The organism is Chitinophaga alhagiae, from assembly GCF_003568665.1.
Lineage (GTDB): Bacteria > Bacteroidota > Bacteroidia > Chitinophagales > Chitinophagaceae > Chitinophaga > Chitinophaga alhagiae.
In genome coordinates this window covers 1,559,525-1,584,074 of the sequence record NZ_QXMH01000001.1, presented here as the reverse complement: position 1 = coordinate 1,584,074, position 24,550 = coordinate 1,559,525, and the positions used below count along the sequence as shown (strand labels likewise).

The 24,550-nt window shown below is 51.3% G+C and carries 22 protein-coding genes; 13 read left to right on the top strand and 9 right to left on the bottom strand.

What is annotated here, in order from left to right:
- The first annotated feature begins 84 nt into the window (after positions 1-84).
- Together D3A97_RS06315 and D3A97_RS06310 are read left to right on the top strand one after the other, a co-directional pair.
- Entirely contained in the window at positions 85-1,095 is a 1,011-nt protein-coding gene (locus D3A97_RS06315) for a PorP/SprF family type IX secretion system membrane protein (protein WP_119077539.1), read from the top strand.
- Between the two features lie 31 nt (positions 1,096-1,126).
- Positions 1,127-3,124: an OmpA family protein gene (locus tag D3A97_RS06310; RefSeq protein WP_119077538.1), complete on the top strand. Its 1,998-nt coding sequence runs from the start codon at positions 1,127-1,129 to the stop codon at positions 3,122-3,124.
- 195 nt (positions 3,125-3,319) lie between these two features.
- Here the strand turns inward: D3A97_RS06310 and D3A97_RS06305 are convergent, their stop codons facing one another.
- Positions 3,320-3,826, bottom strand: coding sequence for a hypothetical protein (locus D3A97_RS06305; RefSeq protein WP_119077537.1), 507 nt, complete (start codon positions 3,824-3,826; stop codon positions 3,320-3,322).
- Between the two features lie 440 nt (positions 3,827-4,266).
- Between D3A97_RS06305 and D3A97_RS06300 the strand changes: the two genes are divergently transcribed.
- On the top strand, positions 4,267-5,190 hold the full coding sequence (locus tag D3A97_RS06300; protein WP_119077536.1) for a PfkB family carbohydrate kinase: 924 nt from the start codon (positions 4,267-4,269) through the stop codon (positions 5,188-5,190).
- A gap of 91 nt (positions 5,191-5,281) precedes the next feature.
- On the opposite strand, the gene D3A97_RS06295 is transcribed toward D3A97_RS06300, so the two are convergent.
- Positions 5,282-6,085 carry a S1/P1 nuclease gene (locus D3A97_RS06295; RefSeq protein WP_119077535.1) on the bottom strand — a complete coding sequence of 268 codons (804 nt, stop codon included), beginning with the start codon at positions 6,083-6,085 and terminating at the stop codon, positions 5,282-5,284.
- Positions 6,086-6,181: 96 nt separating this feature from the next.
- Between D3A97_RS06295 and uvrB the strand changes: the two genes are divergently transcribed.
- From uvrB to D3A97_RS06275, 4 genes are all read left to right on the top strand, one after another.
- A complete protein-coding gene (gene uvrB, locus D3A97_RS06290) occupies positions 6,182-8,230 on the top strand; it encodes an excinuclease ABC subunit UvrB (protein WP_119077534.1) in 2,049 nt (682 codons plus the stop codon).
- 413 nt (positions 8,231-8,643) lie between these two features.
- Entirely contained in the window at positions 8,644-10,032 is a 1,389-nt protein-coding gene (locus D3A97_RS06285; RefSeq protein WP_119077533.1) for an ammonium transporter, read from the top strand.
- 238 nt (positions 10,033-10,270) lie between these two features.
- Positions 10,271-11,287 (top strand): outer membrane beta-barrel protein, encoded by a 1,017-nt coding sequence (locus tag D3A97_RS06280; protein ID WP_232825869.1) that lies wholly within the window; start codon positions 10,271-10,273, stop codon positions 11,285-11,287.
- Positions 11,288-11,449: 162 nt separating this feature from the next.
- Positions 11,450-12,112 carry a DUF2461 domain-containing protein gene (locus D3A97_RS06275; RefSeq protein ID WP_119078462.1) on the top strand — a complete coding sequence of 221 codons (663 nt, stop codon included), beginning with the start codon at positions 11,450-11,452 and terminating at the stop codon, positions 12,110-12,112.
- Between the two features lie 106 nt (positions 12,113-12,218).
- Here D3A97_RS06275 and D3A97_RS06270 read toward each other — a convergent pair whose 3' ends face one another.
- Both D3A97_RS06270 and D3A97_RS06265 read right to left on the bottom strand, forming a co-directional pair.
- Positions 12,219-12,470, bottom strand: a complete 252-nt coding sequence (locus D3A97_RS06270; RefSeq protein ID WP_119077531.1) for a hypothetical protein — start codon at positions 12,468-12,470, stop codon at positions 12,219-12,221.
- 477 nt (positions 12,471-12,947) lie between these two features.
- A complete protein-coding gene (locus D3A97_RS06265; protein ID WP_119077530.1) occupies positions 12,948-13,937 on the bottom strand; it encodes an aspartate-semialdehyde dehydrogenase in 990 nt (329 codons plus the stop codon).
- Between the two features lie 96 nt (positions 13,938-14,033).
- On the opposite strand from D3A97_RS06265, the gene D3A97_RS06260 reads away from it, so the two are divergent.
- The 4 genes from D3A97_RS06260 (at position 14,034) to D3A97_RS06245 (ending at position 18,952) form a co-directional block, all read left to right on the top strand.
- Positions 14,034-15,716 (top strand): lamin tail domain-containing protein, encoded by a 1,683-nt coding sequence (locus tag D3A97_RS06260; RefSeq protein WP_119077529.1) that lies wholly within the window; start codon positions 14,034-14,036, stop codon positions 15,714-15,716.
- 88 nt (positions 15,717-15,804) lie between these two features.
- Complete coding sequence (locus tag D3A97_RS06255; RefSeq protein ID WP_119078461.1) at positions 15,805-16,425, top strand: DUF5606 family protein; 621 nt, start codon at positions 15,805-15,807, stop codon at positions 16,423-16,425.
- Between the two features lie 101 nt (positions 16,426-16,526).
- Positions 16,527-18,254: a M3 family oligoendopeptidase gene (locus tag D3A97_RS06250; RefSeq protein WP_119077528.1), complete on the top strand. Its 1,728-nt coding sequence runs from the start codon at positions 16,527-16,529 to the stop codon at positions 18,252-18,254.
- A gap of 2 nt (positions 18,255-18,256) precedes the next feature.
- Complete coding sequence (locus tag D3A97_RS06245; protein ID WP_119077527.1) at positions 18,257-18,952, top strand: DUF6624 domain-containing protein; 696 nt, start codon at positions 18,257-18,259, stop codon at positions 18,950-18,952.
- On the opposite strand, the gene D3A97_RS06240 is transcribed toward D3A97_RS06245, so the two are convergent.
- From D3A97_RS06240 to D3A97_RS06220, 5 genes are read right to left on the bottom strand one after another with little or no spacing between them, the layout of a single operon-like run.
- Entirely contained in the window at positions 18,953-19,381 is a 429-nt protein-coding gene (locus D3A97_RS06240) for a Fur family transcriptional regulator (protein WP_119078460.1), read from the bottom strand.
- Positions 19,382-19,392: 11 nt separating this feature from the next.
- Positions 19,393-20,019 carry an SCO family protein gene (locus D3A97_RS06235; RefSeq protein ID WP_119077526.1) on the bottom strand — a complete coding sequence of 209 codons (627 nt, stop codon included), beginning with the start codon at positions 20,017-20,019 and terminating at the stop codon, positions 19,393-19,395.
- A 43-nt stretch (positions 20,020-20,062) separates the two neighbouring features.
- Positions 20,063-20,632: a DUF3299 domain-containing protein gene (locus D3A97_RS06230; RefSeq protein ID WP_119077525.1), complete on the bottom strand. Its 570-nt coding sequence runs from the start codon at positions 20,630-20,632 to the stop codon at positions 20,063-20,065.
- Positions 20,625-22,046 carry an ABC transporter permease gene (locus D3A97_RS06225; protein ID WP_119077524.1) on the bottom strand — a complete coding sequence of 474 codons (1,422 nt, stop codon included), beginning with the start codon at positions 22,044-22,046 and terminating at the stop codon, positions 20,625-20,627. Before D3A97_RS06225 ends, D3A97_RS06230 begins: the two co-directional genes overlap by 8 nt.
- The gene (locus tag D3A97_RS06220) at positions 22,043-22,672 is read right to left on the bottom strand and encodes an ABC transporter ATP-binding protein (RefSeq protein ID WP_119077523.1); all 630 of its coding nucleotides are present in this window, start codon (positions 22,670-22,672) and stop codon (positions 22,043-22,045) included. The genes D3A97_RS06225 and D3A97_RS06220 overlap by 4 nt, the downstream gene beginning before the upstream one ends.
- Positions 22,673-22,828: 156 nt before the next feature.
- Here D3A97_RS06220 and D3A97_RS06215 point away from each other — a divergent pair, with 156 nt between their 5' ends.
- Together D3A97_RS06215 and D3A97_RS06210 are read left to right on the top strand one after the other, a co-directional pair.
- Positions 22,829-23,251, top strand: a complete 423-nt coding sequence (locus tag D3A97_RS06215) for a MerC domain-containing protein (RefSeq protein ID WP_119077522.1) — start codon at positions 22,829-22,831, stop codon at positions 23,249-23,251.
- 66 nt (positions 23,252-23,317) lie between these two features.
- On the top strand, positions 23,318-24,511 hold the full coding sequence (locus tag D3A97_RS06210; RefSeq protein ID WP_119077521.1) for a GTP-binding protein: 1,194 nt from the start codon (positions 23,318-23,320) through the stop codon (positions 24,509-24,511).
- The last annotated feature ends 39 nt before the right edge of the window (positions 24,512-24,550 follow it).

The following is a 24,550-nucleotide window of genomic DNA, read 5'->3' as shown; positions in this document are numbered from 1 at the left end:
GCAATAGGCAAGCACACTCAAAAAAGGCCGGAATGAAGCCCCGCGCTTCACTCCGGCCCATTCAAAATTCAAAAAGAATTTCTCATGAAACATAAAATTCTTGTCACCCTGCTGGCCATCAGCGCCTTCTTTGCAGGTACGGCCCATGCGCAGGTTGATCCGCATTTTTCACAGTATTATGCATACCCCTTATGGCTCAACCCCGCTATGGCCGGGGTGATTGACGGAGACTACCGGCTTACCGGCAATTACCGCAACCAGTGGGCCAATTTCGGTTCCCCCTATTCTACTGCCGGCGTATCTTTTGACGCACCTACGCAGAAGAACCTGGGCCTTGGTATTACTGCACTGAATATGTCTGCCGGCGAAGCCGGGTTTAACTATTTTAACGCTATGGCCACCGTGTCTTACAGTGGTGTTAAAATGGGCAGGAACGGTACCACCCGCCTGGTAGCAGGGGTACAGGCCGGCATCATCAACCGCCGGGTAGACCAGTCCAAATTTCAACTAGGCAGCCAGTACAACCCTGTGATGGGCTTTGACCCCAACATTCCTTCCGGAGAAACGCTGAGAGCCACCTCTTCTACCGTTTTTGATGCCAATGCGGGCCTGTTGCTTTTTGATGGCAACCCCAACCACCAGTTCAACCCCTTTATTGGCGTGGCCGGTGCGCACCTCACCCAGCCGGAAGATCCCTTTGTGGCAGATGACACCGAAGCGCGCAAACTGCCTGTACGTTACCTGGTACATGGCGGGTCCCGCATCCGGCTGACAGATATCATCGCCATCACACCGCACGGCCTTTACATGCGCCAGGGCAACGCGGAAGAAATTGTAGCGGGCGTATATGGTCAACTGAAAGTGAACGAAGAGTGCGACCTGCTGCTGGGGGCTAACTACAGGATAAATGATGCGGTGTCTCCCTTTGCCGGCGTTCATTATAAAAACTTCACGCTGGGCCTGAGCTACGATGCCAATACATCCAACCTACGGCGCCTGGCCAGCGGCAGCAATGCTTTCGAGATATCGCTGTCTTTCATAGGCCGCAAGCGCAGAATTATGCAGCCCGAATATTTTATCTGCCCGAGATTATAAAAAAAAGTTCCAGTAACATCAAACAGAACTTATGAAAAAAGTTACACTCATATTGTTGTTGATGGCAGGATGCTCATTGAACGCCCTGCGCGCACAATTGATATACGATTATAAACGCACGGCGGATACCTACTTTGAACAGAAAGATTATTATTCCGCAGCGCAGTACTACAGCAAGGCCCTCACTACCTTTACCGTGAAGCCCGGAGAGTACAAACCCTACCAGCTTGTCAAAGATGGCAAGAGCAAACAGAAAAAGCTGAAAGATTATGAACAGGTGGTATACCGCCTGGCAGAGTCTTACAGAATGTACTATGATTACAGCAATGCTGAAAAATGGTACGCGGAAGCTGTCAATTTTGACCCGGTGCAGTTTCCCCTGGCCCGCTTCTGGTACGGCACCTGCATCCGCGCCAATGCAAAGACCGCGGCAGATTACGAAAAGGCGCTGGCACAGTTCCAGCAGTTCAAACAAAGTTATAAGGGGGTAGATGAATACTCTAACCGTACCGGACTGGAAATACAGAACTGCGAGTTTGCGGTAGAGGAAATGAAATACCCGCCCCGGTACGAAGTGGTGAAGGTAACCGGCAATATCAACCAGGGCGGGGCCAACTATGCACCCGTGCCGGTGAGCAGCAATACATTTTATTTCACGTCTTCCCGGCCGGATTCCGTACTGCTGGAAAAGAAAGCCAATCCTTTTGTGAACACATTGTACGTAGCAAGAGGCGGCCCCAGCAATTTCGAGAGTAATGAAAAGCTGTCTATTCCCATGGAAAAAGGCATGGAACAAGGGGCCGCTGCCATTACACCGGATGGTAATACGATGTACATCACCCGGTGGACGAAGAAAGACGGCATCAAACAGTCTTCCATCTACCGCAGCACCCGCAGCGGCAGCACCTGGTCAGAGCCGCAGCCGCTGGAAGCTGCCATCAATGCGCCTGGCTATAACGCCAAGGAACCGTACGTGACGGCTGACGGGAAATATTTTCTTTTCGTGTCAGACAGGCCTGGCGGTAAAGGCAAGTTTGACATCTGGTACAGCACCATCGGGGCCGGCGGCGCCCTGAGTGCCCCCAGCAACATGGGTAACACCATCAACACCATAGAAGAAGAAAGCGCCCCGTTTTATGACCCTGCCAAACAGGTGCTGGTATTCAGCACCAGTGGAAGAACGGGTTTTGGCGGGCTGGATTTTTTCAGCAGCAAGGGAGACTTTACACGTTGGGCCGTACCGGAAAACATGGGTTACCCCCTCAACTCCGCAAAAGACGACCTGTACTTTGCATCACTGGTTTCAGGCAACGCCCTGCAAAAAGGGTTCATCAGTTCAGACAGGGAATCTGTATGCTGCCTGGAAATATTTGCTGTAAAACGCAAGGTGAAAATGGCCGGAGGCCTGGTGCTGGACTGTGATGGCAACAAGCCGCTGGAAGGCGCCAGGATCACGCTGCTTGACAGTACCCAGCGCAATGTACTGGAAACGCAAACCACTGGCCCGGGGGGCAACTATACTTTTGAAGTGGAAATGAGTAAAAAGTACAAGGTGCTGATAGAAAAAGAAAACTACTTCTCCAAAAACTTCAATTTCACGTCAGAGCAGCTCAGCATGGTAGATTCCATGATGAACCCTGCCGTCTGCCTGAAACGTTTTGAAATAGACAAGCCGATTGTGATCAATGATATCTTCTATGATTACAATAAGGCCTCCCTGCGCCCGGAATCAAAGGTAGTATTGGACTCTCTGTATTACCTGTTGCTGGATAATCCTAAAATGGAAATAGAACTGGGGGCTCATACGGACAGTAAAGGCACGGATGCCTATAACCTGAAATTGTCTAACGAACGAGCTAAATCCTGCGTAGACTACCTGGTGGGCAAAGGCATTCCTCAAAACCGGGTGATCAGCAAGGGCTATGGCGAAAGCAGGCCCATTGCACCCAACACACTGCCCAACGGGAAAGATAATCCTGATGGCCGGCAATTGAACAGGCGCACGGAATTTAAAGTACTGAAGAATTAGGAGCTGAACAGTTAACGCAGTAAAGATGTTCTTAGCGGGAATTCTTTCCCATCATGAACCATATCCTATTCATATACAATGATGGCCGGATGCTTTATCCGGCCATTCCTTTTTACCGGCGCCTGAAAAATAAAAGGCTGCTCTGTGGGGCAGAACAGCCTTCTCCATCTATCAACTAAAAAAACTGTACGTTAATTACTGTGCACTTTTGCCGATGTTGCCGATGGCTACCAGGCTATCTTTTGGAGCGGCAACATCTTCCAGGTCTTTGAAGGTTACGTTTACAAAAGCCTGGTATTTCAGCAGGCTGTCATACGTAAATTTCTGCTTGTGCGTTTCGTCTATCTGTATGCTGTCTATCCGGTCAAACTTGGCGTCTACAGGCGCGCCGGTGGTTTGGCTGGTAATGCGCATGGCAAATGCGGTATCTGAAGTGGGCGTACCGGTGCTGCCTTTTAAAATGGCAAAGGTGTAGCTGGTGTCTTTGGTAGATTTGTCGAGGCGGATGGTCAGACGGAAAGTGCTGTCAGAAGTTTCCTGAACGGTTACTTTACCGGCCGCTGCGTTGGCTTTGTCTTTCAGCGGGTATTCTTTGGAGCGGTATACCTTGTCCGGCTCCTCGTTTTTTGAGCAGGAGGCAATGGTAATGCCGGACACGGCAATAGCGATCAGGCCCAGGGTACGGGCTTGGTTTTTAAGCATAAGCATGATTTCCGTTTTAATAGCTTAGTTTAAAGTAATTAGGTTAAGTGGTGTACTTTTCGTTTGCAGTACATGTGTTAAACGGAGCTTGTTTTAAAAAGTTACAAAGGGAACGCAGGTTTTTTTGAAAAGAGTACTGGTGAACATGCTCAAATGCTTTACGGTATTGCGTTGCAGGTAAAATATTTTTTGGTTCTATCATGTGCTTTCTTGAAGACCGGGCATTTGCAAACGATGTGAGGATGTTTTTATTGTGAGAGGCGCCGGTGTCCGCCATTATGCTCAAATGGGGCGTTTGACTATTATTATGGCCGCCCGGTTTGTTGCAGCGGCATCGCCATCAGTATGGGCCCAGGGAGGGGAATTGGAAGAAAACCTGGGTTTACAGGCTAATTTGTTACATTTGCTGCGTTTTTTAAACCTTTAAATCAGCTCATTACATGTCTCTTACCGTAGTAGGTACCATGGCGTTCGACGATATTGAAACGCCCTTTGGTAAATCGGATAAAATCGTAGGTGGCTCTGCTTCATATATTGCCTGGGCAGCTTCCAACTTTATACAACCTGTGAACCAGGTATCTGTGATAGGCGGGGACTTTCCCCAGGCCGAGCTGGATGCCCTGGTAAAAAGAGGCGTAGCCCTCGACGGGGTGCAGGTAAAAAAAGACGAAAAATCCTTTTACTGGGCGGGCAGATATCACCTGGACATGAACTCCCGTGATACCCTGGCTACAGAATTGAACGTGCTGGCAGATTTTCAGCCGGTAATACCTGCCAGCTACCAGGGCAGCGAGTTCCTGATTCTCGGCAACCTTACGCCCCAGGTACAGATGAGCGTAATAAACCAGATGAACCCACGGCCCAAGCTCATTGTGATGGACACCATGAACTTCTGGATGGACGTGGCGCTGGAAGACCTGCTCAAGACCCTGAAAATGGTAGACGTGCTGATGGTGAATGACAGCGAGGCCCGCCAGCTTACCGGAGAGTATTCCCTGGTGAAGGCGGCCAAAAAGGTGCTGACCATGGGCCCGCGCTTCCTGATCATCAAGAAGGGCGAACACGGCGCGTTGCTGTTCCACGAAAACCATGTTTTCTTTGCACCGGCGCTGCCGCTTGACGAAGTGTTTGACCCCACCGGTGCCGGTGATACCTTTGCCGGCGGTTTCATGGGCCACCTCGCCAAAACGAAAGACATTTCTTTCGAGAACATGAAAACAGCCATCATTGTAGGATCTGCCATGGCTTCCTTCTGCGTGGAAAAGTTTGGCGCCGCCCGCCTGCGCGAAATTACCAAAGAAGAGATCAGCGCCCGCCTGGAGCAATTTGTACAGCTCGTTAATTTTGATATTGACCTGGTATAGCAGGAAATGATATTGTAGCATAAAAAGCGGTTGCCTTCATTACAGGGGCAACCGCTTTTTTTAACAGGCCTGGCGGATGAGGGGCCGCCGGCTACCCGAATACCTCGTTCAATACCTTTGCCAGCCGTACGCCGCCTTTCAGCAACTGGCTGTTGAGATCTTCCGCAAAAAGATAATTGTACCGGTAACTGAGCTTGTCACCTGGTTGGGTGCGGTCATATATTTTGTCAGACAGCAGATGGGATTCCCACATCCAGTCTGCCGGGCCTCCGGCCCGTATGGCTTTGGCCTGCGCCTGCGTCATTACCCGGTTCAGGAGGCCGGCATATTCTGTATAGCTGTACTGTTGAAAGTCTACCAGGTGCTCGTCCCACACACGGTGCAGGTTGGTGGGCCGTTCAAACCAGGTTACCTGTATCTTGTTGCCACCCTGGTCTTCGTCCCGCCCTACATGCAAGGGCATATGCATATCCCCGATCATATGCACCAGGAAGCTGAGGGCAAACCGTTTGCGGGCCTTAGGGGTGACCGGGTTTTTCAGTTCTTTCATCATGGCCAGCGTCATGGTATACAGGTTCTCTCCCCTGGAGGCGGCCATAATACTGTCAAACGTAGCGCGGCTGCAATGCCCCGGAAAATCCAGGTAATGCCAGGGCGAAGTATGTTTATACAGGTTGGTAGTATCTGATTTAATGAAGTCCGGCCAGTTGGATATCATGGCCAGTGTTTCATTCCCGATAATGCCGCTAACGGCCTGGCGTGCTTTCTGGCTCAGGTGAAAAGACGCAATTTCAGCTACTACCCTGTGCCCTGTAGGGCCCCAGGCTAAAGCCGCCCTGTTGGTTACCGCCAGCAGCAGCACTGCCAGTGCCGCCTTCCAAAAAAGTTGTTTCATGGAACTGTAATTGTAGATATTTTAACGTCCGAATTTCGGTCATTCCCCGGTAAATACCGAAATTCGTTTCCCGATCAACGAAATCCAAATATAATTATGCCCTTCAAGCTGCACGCACCATATCAGCCCGCCGGCGATCAGCCGGGGGCCATCAGGCTCCTGACGCAAGGACTCCAGGACGGAGAAAGGGCGCAAACCCTGCTGGGGGTAACAGGCTCCGGGAAAACCTTCACGGTGGCCAATGTAATACAGAACGTACAGAAGCCCACCCTGGTACTCACCCATAATAAAACCCTGGTAGCCCAGCTCTATGGGGAGTTTAAGCAGTTTTTCCCGGAAAACGCCGTGGAATACTTTGTGAGCTATTACGACTATTACCAGCCGGAAGCCTACATGCCGGTAAGTGATACATATATAGAAAAAGACCTGGCCATCAATGAGGAGCTGGACAAGCTCCGCCTCCGCGCCACCAGCAACCTGCTTTCCGGCCGGCGGGACATTATTGTGGTGGCCAGTGTTTCCTGCATTTACGGCATGGGTAACCCTACAGATTTCGAGAACGGCATTCTCCGTATCCATAAAGGCCTTACCATTGGCCGCAACACCCTGCTGCACGGTCTTGTAAACGCCCTCTATACCCGTACCACCGGAGACTTTAACCGCGGCAACTTCAGGGTACAGGGAGATACGGTAGATATTAACCTGCCCTATGTAGACTACGGCTACCGTATTACCTTCTTCGGGGACGAAATAGAGGAAATTGAAAGCATAGACGTTGCCAACGGCAAACGTATTGCCACGCTTGATACCGCGGCCGTATTCCCGGCTAATCTCTACCTGGCGCCCAAAGATCTCATGGTGCAGATATTGCACGAGATCCAGGACGAACTGGGCGCCCAGGTGGAATACTTCAAAAGCCAGGGCAAGCTCATTGAAGCGCAACGCCTCTCTGAAAGAGTGAATTACGATATTGAAATGATCCGGGAACTGGGCTACTGCAGCGGTATTGAGAACTATTCCCGGTTCCTTGACCGGCGAAACCCCGGCACAAGGCCGTTCTGCCTGCTGGATTATTTCCCGAAAGATTTTCTGCTGGTGATAGATGAGAGCCATGTTACCATTCCCCAGGTAAGCGGCATGTACGGCGGAGACCGCTCCCGAAAGCTGACGCTGGTAGACTTCGGGTTCAGGCTGCCCTCGGCGCTAGACAACCGCCCGCTGAACTTTCATGAGTTCGAGAACCTGCTGAACCAGACCATATTTGTCAGCGCTACCCCCGGTGAATACGAGCTGAAACAGACGGAAGGGGTGGTGGTAGAGCAGATCGTTCGTCCTACCGGCCTGCTGGACCCGCCTATAGAGGTGAGGCCGAGCAAAAACCAGGTAGATGATCTGCTGGATGAAATAGACAAGCGGGTGCTGAAGGGAGACCGGGTACTGGTAACCACCCTCACCAAACGTATGGCGGAAGAAATGGATAAATACCTGCACCGTATCAATATCAAGAGCCGTTACATCCATTCCGAGGTAGACACGCTGGAGCGGGTGGAAATTTTGCGGGACCTGCGCCTTGGCAATATAGACGTGTTGGTGGGCGTGAACCTGCTGCGGGAAGGGCTTGACCTGCCGGAAGTATCCCTGGTGGCTATTCTGGACGCGGACAAGGAAGGGTTTCTGCGGGATGAGCGGTCTCTCACGCAAACAGCGGGGCGCGCGGCCAGGAACGTAGACGGGCTGGTGATCTTTTATGCAGACAAGATCACTGACAGCATGCAGCGTACCATGGACGAAACGGCCCGGCGCCGGGAGAAGCAGCGGAAACACAATGAGGCACATGGTATTACGCCCAAAACCGTGCGGAAATCCAAAGAACAGATACTCGGCCAAACGTCTGTACTGGAGATCAGGCACTTTGATGACAGCTCTCCTTATGCCGTGCACGATGAAATGGCGGTGGTAGCGGATGATGGCGTCACTTTCAACCAGAATACCATTACCAGCATCCCGCAAATGGAGAAAACCATACAGCGGGTGCGCAAGGAAATGGAAAAAGCCGCAAAAGATCTTGATTTTATGGAAGCGGCTCGCCTGCGGGACCAGATGTTTGCCATGCAGCAGGAACTGGAAAATATGAAACGGAAATAGCCGGCTAAAATAAAAAGTCACATAGAATTTATTATAATATTAATAAGGGAACAATGCTGTTTATATATAAACAGCATTGTTCCCTTTAATATTTAAATCCTTACTGGTCAAATGTTTCAACCAATTTATTGATTTTTGTAGTAACAAACTGATCCAGCGGAATTAGATTTTCGTAATTTAAAGATCATTTCTTCTTAATTAAATGATTATCAAATATTTAAATGCAATGAACAACCACATTTAGCACTATTGTACCTGTCCAAAACAAACATTATATTATAATTATTTAATATTTCATTGCGCTCAACCCTCCCTTAATCCCCATTTTTTCAAAAATTTCCAATTTTTGCCTCTTCTATTTGACGTTTTAAATCTCGTGCCTACTTTTATTTCGAAATTTAAAATGAAACGCTATGAAGAAAATTTCATTTCAGGACTATCTGCCTTTTATTTTTTTGACTGCCATTGCATTAATTGGCATTTTTTTACCTACAATTCCCACATTTGCTGATGCCAGCAAATATAATGTTGCAGATATCGCCTGGATTTTGGTGGCTGCTTCACTGGTGTTTTTAATGACGCCCGGCCTTTCCTTCTTTTACGGAGGCATGGTAAACCGTAAAAATGTGATCTCTACCATGATGCAGAGCTTTATTGCTACCGGGCTCATCAGCATTATTTGGGTAGTAGTAGGGTTCAGCCTTGCGTTCGGAGAATCAAAAGGAGGGCTTATTGGTGACCCCACCACTTACTTTTTCTTTAACGGAGTAGCTTCCGGGGAGCCTTGGGGCACTATTCCCCTGATGCTGTTTGCCCTGTTCCAGTTAAAATTTGCCGTTATTACGCCGGCGCTGGTAGTAGGTGCGGTGGCCGAACGTATCCGTTTTACTTCTTATGTATTGTTCATGGTACTGTTCAGCCTGCTGGTATATGCGCCCATAGCGCACTGGACCTGGCATGCAGACGGCATTCTCTTTAAATTGGGTGTGCTGGACTTTGCCGGCGGCACCGTAGTGCATATTTCCGCTGGTTGCGCTGCCCTGGCAGGCGCCCTGGTACTAAAACGCCGGAAGGCCCATATTGCCAAGCAGGAGCTGCAGCCCGCCAACATTCCTTTTGTACTGATCGGTACCGGCCTGCTCTGGTTCGGCTGGTTCGGTTTCAACGCCGGTTCCTCCCTGGGTGCCAACGCGCTGGCAGTAACAGCTTTTGCCGCCACCAACACAGCTACCGCAGCGGCCGGTCTTTCCTGGATATTCTTTGACGTGATCCGCGGCAGAAAACCTTCCGTGCTCGGCTTCTGTATCGGTGCTGTGGTAGGCCTGGTGGCCATCACCCCAGCCGCCGGTTTTGTTGGCGTACCGCAGAGCCTCTTCATCGGTTTTGTTGCAGCCATTGTGTCCAACATTGTGGTGCATTATAAGAACAAATCTTCTGTGGACGATACGCTGGACGTATTCCCCTGCCATGGTGTAGGTGGTATGACGGGCATGCTGCTTACCGGTGTATTTGCTTCTGCTGCTGTTAACCCGGCCATTTCAGAAAGTGGTTGGGCTTACGGTAACTTCAACCTCTTTAAGAACCAGGTACTGGGCCTGCTGCTGGTAGTGAGCTACAGCTTCGTAGTATCCTGGGCTATTTTCAAGCTCATCAACTACATTCACCCCCTGCGTGTGACTGAGGAAGAGGAAGAGCTTGGCCTGGACGTTACCCAGCACAACGAGATCTATCACCCGAACAATCTCAGCGTGAACGGCCATGGCAAGCTCGCGGACGAGGAAGTGGGTGTACAACAGTCCTGATTTCCCCTATCATCTTATCAACCAGTCAATAATCTAGTCAGTACAATTTGTTTGATCCCGGATACATTGTTTACCACTGCGGCGCATAAAACGCCGTGGTGGTGGGCAGTCCGGCCGGCTCATGCCTTTACTCAGCACCTCAACAACCAGCGGCCTTATCATTTTATTCACCAGTTCAAACCAAATCTCCCGTATAATGAAAAAAAGTTTATTCGCGCTTCTGGCTGTATGCTCTGCTATGTCTGTCTCTGCACAAGACTCCACCCGCCTGCTTCCGGTAGGTTTCAAATTATCCGGATCTGCAGACGTGTATTACAAGTATAACCTCAATGAAAATGATACGGACGGGAAAACCAGTTTCACCAACTCCCACAATTCTTTTGAGCTGAACATGCTTTCCCTCAAACTGGAAAGCTCTTTCAAGAATGTGGGCATGGTGGCAGACATCGGTTTTGGTAAAAGAGCGGAGGATTTTTCTTATAACGATGAAAATACCCGGCTGGCCATCAAACAATTATTTGTTACATATGCGCCTGCGGACTGGCTGAAATTCACTTTCGGCAGCTACGGCACGCATGTGGGGTATGAACTGGTGGATGCGTATGCTAACAGGAACTATAGTATGTCTTATATGTTTTCCTATGGGCCCTTTTTCCACACCGGGTTAAAAGCAGATTTAACTTTCGGATCGCACAGCTTCATGGCAGGCGTGTTCAATCCGACAGACTTTAAGTCTGCTTCCTGGGGTGGGATCAAGTTTATAGGTGCGCAATATGGATTTTCCCCGGCTGAAGTACCGTTCAAGTTTTACCTGAACTACATTGGCGGCCGCGATACCTTCCAGACCCGTAATGACCAGCTGGATGCCGTGATCACCTACCAGGTAGCCCCCAAGTTCGGCCTGGGTTACAATGGTACTGTGAGCATGTACAACAACAAACCGGCCGATACAAAAGGCAGCTGGTTCGGTTCCGCCCTGTACCTTAATTACGACCCCGTTGAGAGCTTCGGCCTTACGCTTCGCGGAGAGTACCTGTCTGACAAAGACGGCCTGAAATTCTATTCCCTGGCGGAATACCCGCAAGGCGGCAGTGTAGTGGCGCTCACCCTTTCAGGGCAGTACAAGGTAGGCGGCTTCACCCTCATTCCGGAGGTGCGGCTGGATATGGCTTCGGAAGATGCGTTCATGAAAAAAGCAGAAACGCCCAAGAGCAATTCTGCCAACGTATTACTGGCCGCCATTTACAAATTTTAAATCTAAACGCTGGCTCATATAAGAAGGTTTAACCAGACCATTATGCTGAGGGGCCGGTTATTTTAGCCGGCCCCCAAATTGACCGCTCCGGTTTGCCAGAGGAAAAAAATCCCCGGCAAACCGGAGTTTTTGTATCTTTTTGCCCCAAAAGGGGCAAAATATATGCTACAACGTTCTACATTGAAATTCCTGAAAGACCTCCGGCTACACAACAACAAACCCTGGTTTGACGATAACAGGGCCCAGTACCAGCAAGCCAAGGAAGACTTTGAGAGCCTGGTACAGCAGATCATAGACGGGCTTGCCAAAATAGACCCCGCCCTGGGAAGCCTGCAGGTGAAAGACTGTGTGTTCCGTATATATAAAGATGTGCGTTTCTCGAAAGATAAAACGCCTTACAAGGCCAATATGGGCGCTTCCTTTTCCAAGGGCGGCAAAAAGAGCCCTTATGCCGGTTACTATTTTCACCTGGAGCCCGGTGGCAACAGTTTTGCCGGTGGCGGCATCTGGATGCCGGAAGCGCCGGTGCTGAAAAAGATGCGGCAGGAAATAGACTACAATTTCCCGGAGTTTGAAAGTATTATTGGACAGAAAGAATTTATACGCCTCTTCGGCAAAGTAAACGGCGATTCTCTGAAAACAGTGCCGCAGGGGTATCATGAAGATAATCCGGCTATAGCCTATATAAAATTAAAAAGCCTGATCGTTAGCCACCATGTGCCAGATGAAGCGGCCATACAGCCAACCATTGTGCGTGACATACTGCGTACGTTTGCGACCATGCAGCCTTTTATCAATTTCCTCAACAGCGCGTTGCACGAGTAAGACACCCTTGCTGCACTAGTTACCGGAAGGTACCTGTTTAAAAGGGCTGCCGGCAACTAGCATTTCGCCCGGCGCCGTTGCCGGAGAAATAAGGGGGAACAGTAAATCAATTCTTGTGTATCAAAAACTCAAACGGGCGGGATTTACGGTTTTTCAAAAGGTTCTCCTTGTCTGTACGTGTTTGTGCAAAACGTTGATTGTATACGTTCGCTACTTCAATGATAGGCATAATTCCATCGAGGGTGTCTTTCTGATCAACAATGTTCATGATCCGGGAGACCTGTGAGGAAAAATTCGTGCTCCACTCTTCGGTAAACTTGTGCATTAACAGAAGTTCACGGTTAGTGTTGGTTTTCATAGGATAAAGGGTGTTTAGTTTGATAGTTTAGTTGTCATGCAAAAAACAGATAAAGAATTTATTAGCATAGGATTGTAATTCAAAGTTGAAGTTTATCCCCCACATATCCATACTACTTCTGTGTAGTTTTTATTACTAGTTATTAACAGTTTCTCACGCTAAAAAAAATAACGGCCCGCAGGCACTTTGGCAGTTGCTCTTAACAGTTTGTTCGTATATCCCGCCACGTAATTTTTTGACGGGGAAGTGAATTTACATTTCTTTTTTTCAAATTCCAAATGTGCAATTATATAATTCATTGAGAATAAAGGACGCATGACGGTCTTTACCGGTAAAGCGGTATGGGCGGGCTTAATAATCGGTTGAAAGTAGCTACAGGTAAGTGATTGAGATGCAATGGGATACTAAAAAGCAGAAAAAGGGCCGAAGTGTGCTGTAACAGTCTCCGGCCCTTTGGAATAAATTTTTGTAACGGATTTATAACCAGTTTTTCTGTTGCAGGTATTCCGCAATTTGTACCGCATTGGTAGCGGCGCCTTTGCGTAAATTGTCTGCCACAATCCAAAGGTTAAGCGTATTGGGCTGCGTTTCATCCCGGCGGATGCGGCCTACAAAAACTTCGTCTTTGTCATGTGCATCTTTCGGCATCGGGTAACTTGCACTGGCAGGTTCATCTACTACTATCACACCCGGTGTGGCTGCCAACACTTTCCGCACTTCGGCCAGGTCAAAATCTTTTTCAAACTCTATATTCACGCTTTCGCTATGCCCGCCCATTACAGGTATTCGTACAGTCGTTGCCGTTACCTTTACCCGCTCGTCTCCCATGATCTTTACCGTTTCCTGTACCATTTTCATTTCCTCTTTGGTGTACCCGTTGTCCAGGAACACATCTATCTGCGGTATTACGTTGAGGTCAATTTCATGCGCATATGCCTTTTCACCGGCAATGCCCTGGCGCTCGTTCATGAGCTGCGTAACGGCTTTTATACCGGTACCGGTTACAGACTGGTAAGTAGATACTACCACGCGGCGGATGCCGTATTGCTTGTGCAACGGGTCCAGCACCAGCACCATTTGTATGGTGGAGCAGTTAGGGTTGGCAATAATTTTATCTTCCGGCGTTAACGCGGCGGCGTTCACTTCCGGCACCACCAGTTTTTTGGCGGGGTCCATCCGCCATGCGGACGAGTTGTCGATCACCGTAATACCGGCCGCGGCAAATTTGGGCGCCCACTCCAGCGAGGTGCTGCCGCCGGCGGAAAAAATGGCTACGTTCGGTTTCATGCTGATAGCCGTATCTGCGCTCACCACCTTGTACTGCTTGCCCTTATATTCCACTTCCTTGCCTACAGATTTTTCGGAAGCTACGGGTATCAGTTCCGTTACAGGGAAATTTCTTTCCGCCAATACTTGCAACATTTTGGAGCCTACCAGACCGGTTGCTCCTACTACGGCTACTTTCATTTTACATATGTGTTTTTAAGAGGCCCAAAATTAATACAGAAAACCAAGATTTTATTTATATTCGGTGAGTTTGTTAACTCATTAAACTCTTCTTGTATGTATTCCATTGTTTGGGGCGTCCTGTGGGCCGTTCTTCCTTTGCTGGCAATTGGCCAGCGGCCTTCTCCACACCGTTACCAGGTGCTGATCCACGAAATTATGGCAGACCCTACACCAACCGCCGGCCTGCCGGAGTATGAATTTGTAGAGCTGCGCAATGCCGGTACCGCGCCGGTGAACCTGAAAGGCTGGCTGCTGAAAGACAGCACCGGGGCCATGAAACTGCCGGAATACTGGTTGCAGCCAGACAGCCTGGTGGTGCTGGCCTCCCGGCCTGTTTTCTCGCCCTGCATTGCCGGCTCCGGTTTTCCGTCTCTTTCTAACGAAGGGGAGACCCTGGCCTTGTATGACGTGCAGGGCGCCCTGGTGCATGCGGTGGCTTACCGCAAAAGCTGGTACCAGGGCAGCATCAAGGACAATGGCGGCTGGAGCCTTGAAATGAAAGACGCGCGCCGGCCCTGCTCCGGGGAGTGGAACTGGGCCGCGGCCACGGCGCCTGCAGGCGGTACGCCGGGCCAACCCAATTCTGTGGCGGGCGCTATACCCGAACCGCCGCTGCCGGTAATAGTTCGTATATCCGTTACCGATAGTGTACAGCTTGTGCTGCATTTTTCCGGCGGGGTAGACAGTGTTTCCGCCGCCATAGCGGCAAATTACAGCCTGCCGGGCATTGCGGCCGTGGTAGTGGCGCCGCCGCTCTTCCATGCCGTACATATACATCTGGCGGAGCCGCTGCAAAAAGGGCGCAGTTACAGCCTGCAGGCCAACGGTTTACAGGATTGCGTGGGCCGCCCGCTGGGCGCCCTGCCAGCTGTTCCCTTTGCCCTGCCGGAACCACCCGCCCCGGGGGAGCTGGTGATCAGCGAAGTGCTGTTTGACCCGCCGCCCGGTGCGCCTGATTTTGTGGAGATCTATAATAACAGCGGCAAGGCGCTGGAGCTGTACCCGCTGCACCTGGCCGGGCGCGGTGAAGACGGGGCGCTGCGGCAGGCAGTGCCGCTGGTAACCGGGCCGCACATGCTGCTGCCCGGAGCGTACCTGGCCTTTACTGACAATGCGGCCGCCCTTTGCCATGCTTACACCTGCAAGGGCGCGTTGCTGCAGCTGCCCGCACTGCCCACCCTGCCGCCCGATGCCGGCCATGTTGTGCTGCTGCACCCCAACGGCCCGGTGGTGGATGAACTGGCCTATCACCGCTCCTTTCACCTGGCCACCTTGCCTGCTACCCGTGGCGTTTCACTGGAAAGGCTGGGGCTTTCTCAACCTGCGCAAGACCCGCAAAACTGGCATTCTGCTGCTGCCACAGCGGGTTATGCCACGCCCGGGTATGAAAATTCCCAGCGGTTGCAGGGGGGCGGGGGGCAGGAAAGCCCGTTTGCGGTGCATCCACCGGCGTTTAGCCCGGATAATGACGGGCAAAACGATGTGGCCGCCGTTCAGTGGCAACTGCCGGAGGCCGGCTATACAGGTTCTATACTGGTACTGGATGCCCGGGGCCGGGAACTGCGCACGCTGGCAGGTAATTTGCTGTTAGGAACGGGCGGAAAGGTGTTTTGGGACGGGCTCAACCATCAAAAAATGCCGGTTCCGCCCGGAATCTATGTTATATTTATAAGGATTTTCAACCCGGCAGGCCGGGTGAAAACCTGGAAACTCCCGCTGGTATTGACCGCCCGCTGATTTTTGTAGGAGCCGGCCACCAAGTGAAAATTTGTCGGGGGTTATCTATTGCTATTTTTTTATATTTGCCGTTCTTAAAAATGAATTCATGCAGTACAGAGAAATTGTTGCAGTAACCGGTTTGGGCGGTTTATTCCAATTGCTGGCCAGCAAGCAGGATGGCGCTATTGTAAGATCGCTGGAAGACAAAAGCACCCGCTTCGTGTCTTCACGGGTACATAATTTTACCCCCTTGGAAAGCATTGAGGTGTTCACTACGGGCGATAATGTAAACCTGTCAGCGGTATTCAAGGCAATGCAGGAGAAAGAGGCCCAGTTCCCCCTTGCAGACGGCAAAGCCGATAATAATGCCATCAAAGCGTACTTCAAAAACGTGTTCCCCGAATTTGACGAGGAGCGCGTTTACGTGAGCGATATGAAAAAAATGGTGAAGTGGTATGCCATCCTGAAAAGCAACGATCTGCTGACCTTTGAGGAAGAGACCGAAGAAACCGCGGCAGAAGAAGAGGCTGCTCCTGCACCGGCGGAAGAAGCCAAGCCCAAAGCCAAGGCAAAAGCAAAAAAGGAAGAGGCGCCCGCTGAAGAAGCACCGGCGGCTGAAAAACCCGCTCCCAAAAAGAAAGCGGCGGCTAAAAAAGCGGCAGCTGATACGGCGGAAGGGGAGGAAAAAAAGCCTAAAACTACCCGCAAAAAGAAAACTGAAGAATAAAACCGGCATCGCACCGGTGTTAAAATTCCAAATCCAGCCCGGATTTGGAATTTTTTTTAAAGGGGCTTATCTTTTTATATCATTAAATCAAAGGGACCATCATGCAAAATGCTCATATAACAGCGCCGCCCAGGCGCTTTTTACCGGAAGATTTCAGTGTTACCACCTGGGAAGCCTTGCAGCCGTACTTTGAGACCCTGCAAAACAGGGAGATCAGCAGCCTGGCAGATATGGAAAAATGGCTGGCAGACCTCAGCGAGCTGGAGGCAGTGATCAGTGAAGATGCCTGCTGGCGCCAGATACGTATGACGCGTGATACCGCCAGCAAGGAATATGAAGCAGCCTTCACGTATTTTTGCATGGAGATACAGCCCAAACTGCAGCCCTACGCGGATGCGCTGAACCGCAAACTGCTGGCCTCTCCTTATAAAAAAGAACTGGACCCGCAGCTGTATTTCACCTACCTGCGCAACGTGGAGAAACAGGTAAAGCTGTTTAACGAGCAGAACATACCTATACAGGCGGAGTTGAGCGTGCTGGCGCAGCAGTACGGTGTTATTTCAGGAAAAATGACAGTGGAAGTGAATGGCCAGGAGTTTACCCTGCAACAGGCCGCCAAGTTCCTCGAAAACCCTGACCGCGCCCTGCGCGAAGAGGTGTTTGCCAAAACTGCCGCCCGCCGCCTCCAGGACAAGGACGCGCTCAATGAACTGTATACCACGCTCGTTACCAAACGCCACCAGATTGCGCGCAACGCCGGCTACGAAAACTACCGGGATTACAAGTTTGTGGAGCTGGGCCGCTTTGAATACACCAAAGAAGACTGTTTACAGTTCCATACTGCTATTAAAGAACACATGCTGCCGTTGGTACGCCAGACACTGGAGCGCCAGCGGGCCAAGCTGGGCCTGGATACTTTGAGGCCTTGGGATACGGAAGCGGAACCGGCTGGCACCAAACCGCTGGAACCTTTCAAGACCGGCGATGAAATGATTGGCAAGTCTATTGAATGTTTCACCCGCCTGCGCCCGTTTTTCGGGCAATGCCTGCAGGTGATGAAAGAAATGGGGCGGCTGGACCTGGATAGCCGCAAGAACAAGGCGCCGGGCGGTTACAACTGCCCGCTTGCGGAAACAGGCGTGCCTTTCATTTTTATGAATGCCGCCGGGCAAATGAAAGACCTTACTACCATGGTACATGAGGGTGGGCATGCCATCCATTCCTTCCTCAGCCACAACCTGGCGCTCAGCGCCTTTAAGGAATACCCGATGGAAATTGCAGAAGTGGCCAGCATGAGCATGGAGCTGTTCAGCATGGAACATTGGGACATTTTCTTTAGTAACAGCGAAGACCTGCGCCGGGCCAAACTGCAGCAACTGGAGCGTACCATCACCATCTTCCTCTGGATAGCTACTATAGACAAGTTTCAGCACTGGGTATATGAGCATCCCCAGCATACGGTGGAAGAACGTACGGCTGCCTGGCTGGCCATCATGGACGAGTTCAGCCCGGGTAACGTTGACTGGAGCGGCCATGAAAACTACCGGGCCGGCAACTGGCAACGGCAGTTGCACCTTTTTGAAGTGCCTTTCTACTACATTGAATATGGCATTGCGCAACTGGGCGCTATTGCCATGTGGAAACAGTACAAGGAAAACCCCGGCCAGGCGCTTGACAACTATATGAAGGCCCTCAGCCTCGGGTACACCCGAACGCTGCGGGAACTGTACACGGCTGCCGGCATCCGCTTTGATTTCTCTCCTGCTTATGTAAAAGAATTGGCGGGATTTGTGCAGGGAGAAATAGAGAAAGTACTGGCCGAAGCCTGAAAATGATAAAATTTGCGATATACCTGTTTTTGGCCTTTATGGCCGCCATTCCCATGCAGGCGCAGGATGTGGGCAATGCTGCGCTTGCCCGGGCTATGGACAGTATTTACCGTAAAGATCAGCAATACCGTCTGCTGCTGCAGGCCGTAGAGACCCATCCGGCCCTGAAAGACTCTATAGCCCGTGCCGCAGGCATTACCGCAGATGCGGACACGGTTTATTTTTACCTGCTGGACGAAGTGCTGGCCCTGGATGCTGCCAATGTCCGTTTTATTGACTCCGTTACGAGGCAGGAAGGTTTTCCCGGCATTAAAGCGCTGGGCCCGCAACGGGCACATTTTGCCTGGCTGGTTATTCAGCATTCGGACTCAGCCACGCTCAGCCGTTATCTGCCTATTATAAAAGAAGCCGCAGACAAAAAAGATCTTCCTTTTTACTGCTACGCCTATTCGGCTGACAAAGACCTGGTGCGCAAAGGGAAAGCGCAGCGGTACGGATCGCAGATAAGGGAGGGCGTGATAAAAAAAACAGGGAAAACCATGCGGTTCATATGGCCGGTAGAAGTACCGGGGCAGCTGAACGAGCGCAGAAAGGCCGCGGGGCTGGCAGATACCGTGGAGGAATATGCACGTAGCAACGGCTTTACCTACCAGGTGGTAAAACTGGGGGAATTTACAGTGAATACAGAGAAAGAATAACTATTTGCACTCTTTGCAAACCCCGCTCACTACTACTTCCACATTGTGCGCATCATATCCTTTGGGCAGCGAAATAACAGGGATGTCTGTTTCTTCCAGGCAACGGGTACTGCCGCATTCTTCGCAGCGGAAATGCACATGATGGTCGTGATGGTCATGTTCCCCGCAGTCGGACTTGCAGATGGCATAACGAACAGAAGTGTCTGTGGTAGGGATTTTATGTACAATGCCTTTATCCAGGAACGTCTGGAGGGTACGGTAAATGGTTACCCTGTCAAACGATTTTCCACTTAATTTTTCAAAATCAGCATGTTCCAGCGCGCCGTTACTTTTCAGAAAGAGCTCCAGGATTTTTACACGCGTATCCGTAATACTGAGTTTACTGGAGCGCAACAACTGCACGATGAGTTCTTTTTGTTTTGCAAGCATGTTCATCAAATTTATTCATGCATGAGCCGGTCAATGTCTGTGATCAGCTTCTCAATATCTTTGTCTTTAGTGCCTTCATACAGGCCCCGCACCTGGCCTTCGCCGTCTACCAGCGCAAACCACTGGGTGTGAACGAAATCGTCTTCACCCGTGAATTGGCCATCATCTACCAGGTAGCTTTCGCGGGCCAGTTTGTACAGGTGCTGTTTGTTTCCCGTGAGGAAATACCAGTTTTTTGAATCGGCACCATGTTTCCCGGCATATGCCTTCAGTACAGGAATGGAATCATAGTCAGGGTCTGAGGTATGGGAAAGAATGAGAAAGTTGGGCGTGCTGCCGTATTTCGCATACACCTTTTCCATGTTTTTATTCATTACCGGGCAAATATTGGTGCAGGTAGTAAAAAAATACTCTGCCACATAGATCTTGCCCTTTACATTGTCCTGGGTGATGGTATCCCCGTCCTGGTTCACCAGGGTAAAACCCTGTATCTTGTGGCCGGGCGTGCCCAGCACCGGCAGCTTCTCTTTCCCGAAAAATTCTCCGGTACCTTCCTTGATCATCAGGCCGGAATAACCCATGAAGCCAATGCTCAGCACCACAAAAAATATGATATAAAAGATCGCTTTCTTTGACATAACTACACTCTTAAATCCAATATGCAAAGGTAGCACAGTTTGTTTACTTACCCATGAATACGGCGTCGTCTAAATTATAGTATAATTCGTATATGTTTTTCTCATTGAGTCTTAATCTCCCTTGCATGCTTACATAATCATCTGTTTCAAAAGAGGGTTTCCCTGATTTGAATTTCAACGCCATAATGGTTTCCGGCCCGGCCCCGCCGCAGAAAAAGCAGGAACTGTTGGGGTTGGAAGACAGCACGTACATGCCTGCCTGCGCCTCTACGGGGATCACGTAACCGCTGATGCGGATGGTTTTCCCATGAAGCGCCTTGATGTTACGGGAGAAAGAGGGGTAGAGCATGGGCATTTGCATCTTTTCGTCCCATTTGCGGTTGAAGATCACGTCAGACAGCTGCTTCCAGGTCACCTTTTTTACTGCGGTGTCTTCATAGGTAACCGTAGAAACGGGCAGTTCATCTGTGTAACCGGCCTGCTGCCGGAGCGTGAGCAGCTGGTTCAGGTACCCTGCGCCGGCATTGCCATGTTTGCACCACTGGGAAATGTTGGAGCAGGAAACGAAGGTAAATGCCATGGCGGCAATGAATATCTTTTCTATTTTAAGCATTAGCCAGAGTTTTAGAAATGTTCAGCCGGAACGCCCGGATGGCGGGGAAGCTCGCGGCCAGTAAGCAGGCGGCCAGTATAGCCCCGGCAGTCAGCATATCCGCCTGCGTTACCTTCCAGGCGCCGGAAAAATTCAGATGGTACCGGGTAAATACCTGCTGTTGCAGGAACCAGCCTGCCAGCCTGCTGAGCAAAAAGCCGCCCAGTATGCCGCTGATGCCCAGGATGGCGGCTTCCGCTACTACCAGCGCCAGCAGCTTGCTACGGCCGCAGCCCATGCTGCGCAGTAAGGCCAGCTCGTAGCGGCGCTCGTGGGTGCCTTGTACCAGCATTACAAATATACTACAGGCGGCGAGCGCGGCCAAAAGCCAGCCCAGGATGCGCAACACCTCCGTGCCGGAACCCAGCAGGGATTGCAGCCGGTTGATCTCTATGGCCGGTACGGCAGCCTGCATGTTGGTGTTTTCATTGATCATCCGGGGAAGCTGCAGCTGCGCCAGCGGGTTTTTGAATTTCATCAGCACCGCGGTGATCTGTGTATTGGGGGAGAATTGCGCGCTATTGTTCCGGGGGCCAGGTGTATCAGAGGCCTTGCCGGAAGGCGCATGTTGATGATGGGCGCCCTCCGGCCGGTGGTCACCATGCTCATGGCTGTGTTCCCCATGTGGGTCAGTGCCGGTTTCACTTCGTGCATGATCATGGGGTTGAGCTGCATGGTGCTCATCCCGTTCGTTCTCCGTATTTTCCGCATGACCGTGTTCATCATGATCATGACCGTCTTCTTCCTCCCGCACCTGCACGTTGGTTGCATGTATGGCCCACACGCTTTCCAGCGGCGTGAGTATCAGCTGGTCAAGTGAAAGCCCCGTAGCCGGCAGAATACCTTTTACCACGTACTGATGCTCATCATGCACATGCCCTTTTTCTCCCAGCCCGTGCGTGCCGGCAAAACTGTCACCCAGCGCAAGGCCTGCGCGTTTGGCCACGGTAGCGCCTATCACTACTTCCATTGATTTGTTGAAAACAGTGCCGGCGGCGGGTTTCAGCTTGTATTTATCCAGGTAGGCGTGTGTGGTGCCAATGATGCGGTACCCCCGATAAGAGTCTCCCAGTGAAACGGGAATAGCGTATTCCACCAACGGGTGCTGCATGAATCGCTGCGCGTCCCGCAGGTAGATGTTACCGGTGGGCGCATCCAGGTTGTATACGCTGGAAAGAATGAGCTGCAAGGGGCTGCCTTTAGCGCCCAGCACCATGTCTACCCCCGCAATCTGTTTTTCCAGTTGTTCTTTGGCCTGCCGGTTGAGGGCTACCAGCAGCAGCAGCACTGCTGTACTGCAGGCCAGCAGCAGCCAGCAAAGGCCGGCGTATAGCGGTTTGTGGAGCAGGTTCTTGAAAGCGATGCGACAAATCATGATAAGATAATCTGGTTGGCAAATAATTCTTTCAGCCGGCTGTCGTGCGTAACGATCAGCAGGGCTGCCTGTTGCTGCTGCGCCTGTTCTGCCAGCAGTTGCGCTACGGCCATACAGTTCTCATCGTCAAGACTGGCGGTGGGCTCATCTGCCAGCAGCAGTTGCGGGCGTTGCATCAGCGCGCGGGCTATGGAGGCCCTTTGCTGTTCACCCTGGCTGAGGCGTGCGGGCTTTTTGTGCAGGAGCGTGCTGATCCCCAGCTTTTCCGCCAGTTCCTGCAGCTCTTCCCGCTTCTGCGCACCATGGCCCAGGGTGGCGGCCAGCTGCAGGTTTTCCGCTATGGAAAGGGCCGCAATAAAATGAGACTGCTGGTAAATAATACCGATGTGGCGGCCGCGAAAAGCGTCCATGGCCGCAGGCCGCAATGTTTGTATGAAAGTGCCCGCCACATTTATTTCCCCGCTGCCGGGCCGCAGCAAACCGGCCAGCAGATGCAGCAGCGTGGTTTTACCCGCGCCGGAACGGCCCGTTATGAGCAATACTTCCCCGGCCGCGCAAGCCATGTCGGGAAATTGCAGCACGCCGCCGTTGGGATGGGCATAAGCAAGGTTTTTAGTATAGATCATGTCCTTTCAAATGTTAAAAGCAACATAGTTGCATTCTGTTATTTCTGCGGCGTGAAGATACCCCTCCCGCCTGATATTATTTCTTAAATTTAAATAAAATTGCAACAATGTTGCATAAACATCCTAGATTTGTTGTCCACAAAAAAATCAACACCCATGAACCTGTTCTCAAAATGGAGCCTGGACACGCTGGGCATAGGCGCTTCGCTGGTATGCGCCGTTCATTGCGTGGCGCTGCCGCTGCTGATTACCGCCCTGCCGCTGCTGGGCCTTGAAGTACTTGAAAATGAAAACCTGGAATACGCGTTGCTGGCGCTCTCTTTTGTAGTGGGCTGTACCGCGCTGTGGCGGGGGTACCTGAAGCATCACCGCCGGGTGGCGCCGCTGGTGCTCTTTGCCGCGGGTTTTGCCGGTCTGCTGGCGGGGCATTTCCTGATGCCGGAAAACTGGGAGCCTTTTGTGATTGCGGCAGGAGCGGGGCTGATCGTGTGGGCGCATCTGCGGAATATCAAGGCCTGCCGGCACTGCGTGGTTTGCAGCCGCGAAAATGCCGCCGGATGTGAAGGGGCGGAAGGATAAGAGGCGCCCGCCCGTTTGCCGGCTTTTTGAAACATCATCTAAACGACCATAAAAAACACGCAACATATGCAACTCCCCTTTACTCCCGGCGCGCCACGCCGCGCCAAACTGCCGGTTACCGTACTCAGCGGCTTTCTCGGCGCGGGCAAAACCACCCTGCTCAACCACATATTGCACAACAAAGAGCAATTGCGGGTGGCCGTTATTGTGAATGACATGAGCGAAGTAAACATTGATGCGCAACTGGTACGTAATGAAAACGTACTGCATCAAACGGAAGAAAAACTGGTGGAAATGAGCAACGGCTGCATTTGCTGCACCCTGCGGGAAGACCTGCTGCTGGAGGTACAGCGCCTGGCCGCGGAAAACCGGTTTGATTACCTGCTCATTGAATCCAGCGGCATCTCGGAACCGTTGCCCGTGGCACAAACCTTTACTTACCAGGATGAGCAGGTGGGCATAGACCTGGGCGCTTTCAGCCGGCTGGATACGCTGGTAACCGTAGTAGACGCCTTTAACTTTCACCGGGACTACGGCAGCAGCGCTCTTCTGGAAGAAGACGGCCGCGCGGTTGCCAACCTGCTTACTGACCAGGTGGAGTTTGCCAATGTAATTGTGCTGAACAAATGTGACCTGGTGAGCGCCGAACAAAAACAGGTCTTGAAGGCATTGCTGCGCAAGCTGAATGCAGATGCGCATATTATAGAGGCCTCGCAGGGAAAGGTACCGCTGCGGGAAATACTGAACACCGGCCTCTTCAACTTTGAGAAAACCTCGCAAAGCGCAGGCTGGATAGCGGAACTGGAAAAGGAACATGTGCCGGAAACGGAAGAATACGGCATCAGCTCTTTTGTATACCGGAGTCGTGCTCCTTTCCACCCGCAGCGCTTCTGGAACTTCATTCAGCAGCAGTGGCCTTCAGGCATCTTACGCAGCAAAGGCCTTTGCTGGATAGCTTCAAGGCCTGATGCGGCTATTAACTGGAGCCAGGCCGGCGCTTCGGTCATGGCAGACAAGGCGGGTGTTTGGTGGTGTACCGTTCCGAAGGCGGAATGGGGGTTGAACGCGGCGGAGGAGCAGGCGGTGCTTCACCGCTGGCACCCGCTTTTTGCAGACCGTTACAATGAAATTGTGATCATTGGCCGCCACTTGCGGCAGGAAGAAGTTTCCGCCGCGCTGAACGCCTGCCTCTGTAACGAAGAGGAGGTTAACCGCTGGTTACAGGGCGGAGCGTTTACAGACCCGTTCCCTGCCATGTAAATGGTCACTTAATTTAGGCTAATCTAAAAATAAATTTAG